Raw genomic sequence first — 4,218 nt, 5'->3', positions numbered from 1 at the left:
TCTACATTTTTTAAAACTTAGGCTCAAACTGACTTTTTGATATATGCACTCATTCAGCTAATCTAAGTATAGGCGGTTAAAATGCGTCTTAGCTTAGACGGCAAATGTTTGCAGAAGCGAACGTGCTTGAGGTGTGGCAAGAGGAGCTAGAAGCTGATAGGCAAATGGTCATTCCCAGCGATTACCGACCTGAACAAGGAAATTACAGATTTTTTCAAGCTAGGATTAAAGATTTTGTATCGAAAAATACAAAACCGGCCAAAGTGACTGTTTAGGATGGATTTTTTGAGAAGCTTAAGAACTGATCCATACATCAAAGGAGTTTTCCATGCCCGAAACGCCACAAGAAGTCTTGAAAATGATTCAGGACAACAATATTAAGATTATCGACCTGAAATTTATTGATATGCCAGGTATCTGGCAACATTGCTCGTTCTACTACGATCAAATCGATGAAAGCTCTTTCAGCGATGGTGTTGCCTTCGATGGTTCCAGTATTCGCGGTTGGAAAGCAATTAACGAATCCGATATGGCCATGGTTCCCGATCCCACCACTGCTTGGATCGATCCCTTCTACAAGGAACCTACCCTAAGCATGATCTGTAGCATCAAAGAACCGAGAACCGGTGAATGGTATAGCCGCGATCCTCGCTCTATTGCTCAGAAAGCGATCGATTATCTTAGCACTACCGGTTTAGGTGATACCGTATATTTTGGACCGGAAGCGGAATTTTTCCTCTTTGATAGCGCTCGTTTCGACCAAACCGCCAACTCGGGCTATTACTACATGGATAGTGTCGAAGGTCGTTGGAATAGCGGTAAAGACGAAAAAGACGGAAATCTTGCCTATAAACCCGCCTACAAACAGGGTTATTTCCCCGTTAGTCCCACCGATACCTCTCAAGACATTCGCACGGAAATGCTCTTAACCATGGCCGACTGCGGAGTTCCCATCGAAAAACATCACCATGAAGTCGCCACTGGTGGTCAAAACGAGTTAGGGATTAAATTCTCTACCCTAGTACGGGCTGCCGACTACTTGATGACCTATAAATACTGCATCAAGAACGTGGCCAAGAAATACGGTAAAACCGTCACCTTTATGCCTAAACCCATCTTTGGTGATAATGGTTCCGGGATGCACGTTCACCAGTCTATCTGGAAAGATGGTCAACCCCTGTTCGCCGGGGATAAATACGCCGGACTTAGCCAAATGGCACTGTACTACATCGGTGGTTTGCTTAGACACGCTCCCGCGCTCTTAGCTTTAACTAACCCCACCACCAACTCTTACAAGCGTCTCGTCCCCGGTTTTGAGGCCCCTGTAAACCTGGCCTACTCCCAAGGTAATCGCTCCGCTTCGATTCGGATTCCTTTATCGGGAAGCAACCCGAAAGCCAAACGTTTAGAATTCCGCTGTCCTGATGCCACTTCTAACCCCTACCTCGCTTTTGCAGCTATGCTCTGTGCGGGTATCGATGGAATTAAAAATCAAATCGAACCAGGGGAACCTCTCGATGTGGATATCTACGAACTCAGTCCCGAAGAATTGTCAAAAATACCCTCTACCCCCGGTTCTCTAGAAGCAGCTCTGGAAAGTCTCGAAAAAGATCACGCTTTCTTGACCGATTCTGGTGTCTTTACCGAAGACTTTATCCAAAACTGGATCACCTATAAGCTCGATAACGAAGTTAACCCGATGCGCTTACGTCCCCACCCCTACGAGTTCTCTCTCTACTACGATGTCTAAGGTTTGATTGACTAATCATTAATCCTAGGGTAGGCTTTTGTCTGCCCTTTTTTTTCCGAATCAGCCAGTCAGTCCCGATGAAAAAATTTTCACCACCGCAGATGAAAGAGGTTTCCTTCCCCACACCCCACACCCCACACCCTGCCACCACCGAAAAACTTTTTGCCGCAAACCCTAGTATAATCCCTTGCTGCCAATTAAGTAGGGAGGCACAATTATTTGTAGGATGGGTTAGCGGTAGCGTAACCCATGCGGGCGTTGGGTTTCATGCTTCAACCCAACCTACGTTCATCTTATATTTAATTCCACCCACCCACTTAGCATAAAATACGATTAATTGACCAGGATTTTGGGGCGATAGTTTATGGAACGCGGGTTATTGTGGACACCTTTATTAATTCTGTTTATTTGGTTGGCTTGGAGTGGTTGGAATGAATACCAAAAAGTGGAAATCTATCGAGCATGGGCGGAAAACTTCGAGCGAGCTAAGTATGATATATATTCTGTCTTAGGTCAAAAAGATAAAATTATCACTTGGGGAAAGCCAACTCGTAAGGGAGTGATTAATTTACAAACTTTTTCCCTAGAGGAGGTCAAAGAAATCCGTCTGCTAGTTAATAATCAAGTGGTGGATTTAGATGCTCTTCCCCCGCAGGGTTCCCCTTTTCTAGAATTTATCTTTAAGGAGCGATCGCCTGAAAAAATTCCCTTTACTGAAGTTGAATTGGCTAGTCAGTGGGCGAAATTTTTACAACAACAAATCTTAATTTAATCGCCATAATTTCTAGCGCAATCTACCCGATCGCAGGATACCGACAACTAACCATAAACCGATTAAACTAGCTGTAGCAAATAATACGGTACTAATAATAGTTAATTGCCGAGATTGGGTGCTGGCTGTGACAATGGCGGCCCCGATAATTAAGGAACCAATAATCACACTAAAAGCTAGTCGATTGGCGGAATTATCTAAACTGCGACGGAGATTATCTAAGTCGCGAATTTTCAGATTAACATTTAAAGTTTCCGAGGTTAAACCATCTAGTAAAACTTCGATTTGACGGGGATATTTCAGGGAAAAAGATTTCAAGTCTAAAACTGTTCTTAGGGCAGTTTGTAGGGGAGTGCTACCGATTAACTGTTGTTCAAGAATATTAGTTAATAGCGGTTTGACTTCTTCCAGGATATTAATATCAGGATTAAATTTTCGGGCAGTTCCTTCTAGATTAGCGAGACTTTTGGCAAATAAACCTAAATTACCCGGAAGTTTAATTCTATTGCGACGGGCAATTTGCAAAAGTTCATAAACTACCTCACTAAAGTTAATTTGATTTAAATTGAGGTTATAATATTTTCGCAACATCCGCTCATAATCTACCTCTAATTGTACTAAAGTAATCGGGACTACTGACTCGGACAGTTTAATAGTTAGTTGACTGCATCTTTTGGCATCTAAGTCAACAATTGCCAATAACAATTCTGTTAAAATTTGTTGAGTTTGTGGGTCTAATCTGCCCACCATGCCACAGTCAATTAAAGCCACTCTACCATCGTCAAGATAGAAAATATTACCCGGGTGAGGATCGGCATGAAAGAAGCCATCAATATAAATTTGTTGAAAAAATGACCGAAACAAAATCCTAGTTATTTCGCTTTTTCTTTGGGAAATTGCTTGCTCGGTTGCTGGTCTAGAAACATCGGCATCTAAAATTTGTTTTCCCTCTAGCCATTCTAACACTAATAGCCTGGAATTAGTTAAGTGCCAATAAATTTTAGGAATAACTAACTGCTTGGGTTCTGACCACCGACTCTGGGTTAAATTATAGCGTAATTGGTCAGTATAATGACCTTCTTGGGTGAAATCTAATTCCGCATTAACTGCTTTAATAAACTCCTCTGCTAAGTCAACAACGTCATAACTTTGACCAAATTCTGTGAGGGCAACTAAATCAGCAATTCCCTTAATTAAGGCACTATCTTGGGCGACAATTTTTTCGATCCCCGGACGCAAGACTTTAATCGCTACTTCCTCCCCAGATAATAAAGTTGCCCGATGAATTTGCCCGATCGATCCTGCGGCGATCGGTTGGGGATTAATATACTTAAATACCTGTTCGATCGGTTTTGCTAACTGTTCGGTGATGACTATTTCTATATCTGTCCAGGCAACGGGAGGAACTTGCGCTTGTAGGGCAGTTAAAGCCTCGATATAATTAGCAGGTAGAAGATCGGGACGGGTACTAAGTAACTGTCCCAATTTGACATAAAAAGGCCCCAATTCCACAAGGATTTTTTTGAGAACTTCTGGGGTGGGAATCTGGGGATTTTCCGTTTTTCCTAGGGTTAAAACCCCGCGCATATAGTCCCAACCGTTGCCGAGAACTATCTCAAGGATTTCTTTTTGTCTTTGACTGGTTTGGGGGAGTGAGAACACGGTATTATCAGTTATCAGTTATCAGTGATCAGTT

Annotated in this window: 4 protein-coding genes; 3 read left to right on the top strand and 1 reads right to left on the bottom strand. The window is 42.5% G+C overall.

Translation table 11 applies throughout. The features are described from left to right. Positions 1-104: 104 nt before the first annotated feature. From PX636_RS14245 to PX636_RS14235, 3 genes are all read left to right on the top strand, one after another. A complete protein-coding gene (locus PX636_RS14245) occupies positions 105-275 on the top strand; it encodes a hypothetical protein (RefSeq protein WP_155120276.1) in 171 nt (56 codons plus the stop codon). 53 nt (positions 276-328) lie between these two features. Beyond that, positions 329-1,750: a type I glutamate--ammonia ligase gene (glnA, locus tag PX636_RS14240; protein WP_288117638.1), complete on the top strand. Its 1,422-nt coding sequence runs from the start codon at positions 329-331 to the stop codon at positions 1,748-1,750. A gap of 364 nt (positions 1,751-2,114) precedes the next feature. After that, positions 2,115-2,522: a hypothetical protein gene (locus PX636_RS14235; RefSeq protein ID WP_125732447.1), complete on the top strand. Its 408-nt coding sequence runs from the start codon at positions 2,115-2,117 to the stop codon at positions 2,520-2,522. 12 nt (positions 2,523-2,534) lie between these two features. On the opposite strand, the gene PX636_RS14230 is transcribed toward PX636_RS14235, so the two are convergent. Next, positions 2,535-4,184: an ABC1 kinase family protein gene (locus tag PX636_RS14230; RefSeq protein ID WP_288117637.1), complete on the bottom strand. Its 1,650-nt coding sequence runs from the start codon at positions 4,182-4,184 to the stop codon at positions 2,535-2,537. Positions 4,185-4,218: the final 34 nt, after the last annotated feature.

The sequence above is a fragment of the Microcystis sp. M53598_WE2 genome, assembly GCF_030067735.1.
Taxonomy (GTDB): Bacteria; Cyanobacteriota; Cyanobacteriia; order Cyanobacteriales; family Microcystaceae; genus Microcystis; species Microcystis aeruginosa.
Note: the sequence above shows the minus strand (reverse complement) of the source record. Positions and strands in the feature narration are given on the sequence as shown.

Coding starts and splice junctions, on each gene's coding strand:
- glnA (WP_288117638.1), top strand. CDS start 329: ATGCCCGAAACGCCACAAGAAGTCTTGAAAATGATTCAGGACAACAAT.
- PX636_RS14235 (WP_125732447.1), top strand. CDS start 2,115: ATGGAACGCGGGTTATTGTGGACACCTTTATTAATTCTGTTTATTTGG.
- PX636_RS14245 (WP_155120276.1), top strand. CDS start 105: ATGTTTGCAGAAGCGAACGTGCTTGAGGTGTGGCAAGAGGAGCTAGAA.